The sequence below is a fragment of the Streptomyces sp. NRRL S-1022 genome, from assembly GCF_000720135.1.
Lineage (GTDB): Bacteria > Actinomycetota > Actinomycetes > Streptomycetales > Streptomycetaceae > Streptomyces.
The window spans coordinates 1-388 of sequence record NZ_JOIU01000142.1 but is presented as its reverse complement, the minus strand read 5'-3'; the positions used below and the strand labels follow the sequence as shown (position 1 = coordinate 388).

The 388-nt window shown below is 73.7% G+C and carries 1 pseudogene; it reads right to left on the bottom strand.

Annotation, left to right across the window (positions count from 1 at the left end):
* A pseudogene (locus IG05_RS0141220) lies at nt 1-388 on the bottom strand (hypothetical protein); the annotation flags it as partial.

The following is a 388-nucleotide window of genomic DNA, read 5'->3' as shown; positions in this document are numbered from 1 at the left end:
CCTGCCCGCCCCCCCGCGCCGGTCCGTCGGGAGGGGGCGGCGGGGACCACCCGGAGAGTGCGGGCGTCGACGAGCAGGAACTCCTCCTCGACGCCGATGAGTGCGGTGCGCAGCACCTTGCGCAGGTCGGCCTGGAGGTCGGCGCCGACCTTGGCGCACTGGTTGGGGGCGGGCAGCAGGTCGTCGATGGCGTCGCCTTCGCGCAGCCGCTTCAGCGCGTCCGGCAGCTGCTCGTTGGCGAGGCGGGCCACGGCGTCCTGCTGGTGGGCCAGTTGCTCCTGCCAGCCGTCGGCCTGCTCGGCCAGCTGCACCTGGTAGGACTTGGCCTGCTCGGCCAGCCGCTCCTCGAACGTCCTTCCCTGCTCGGCGAGTTGCGCCTCGTACGACG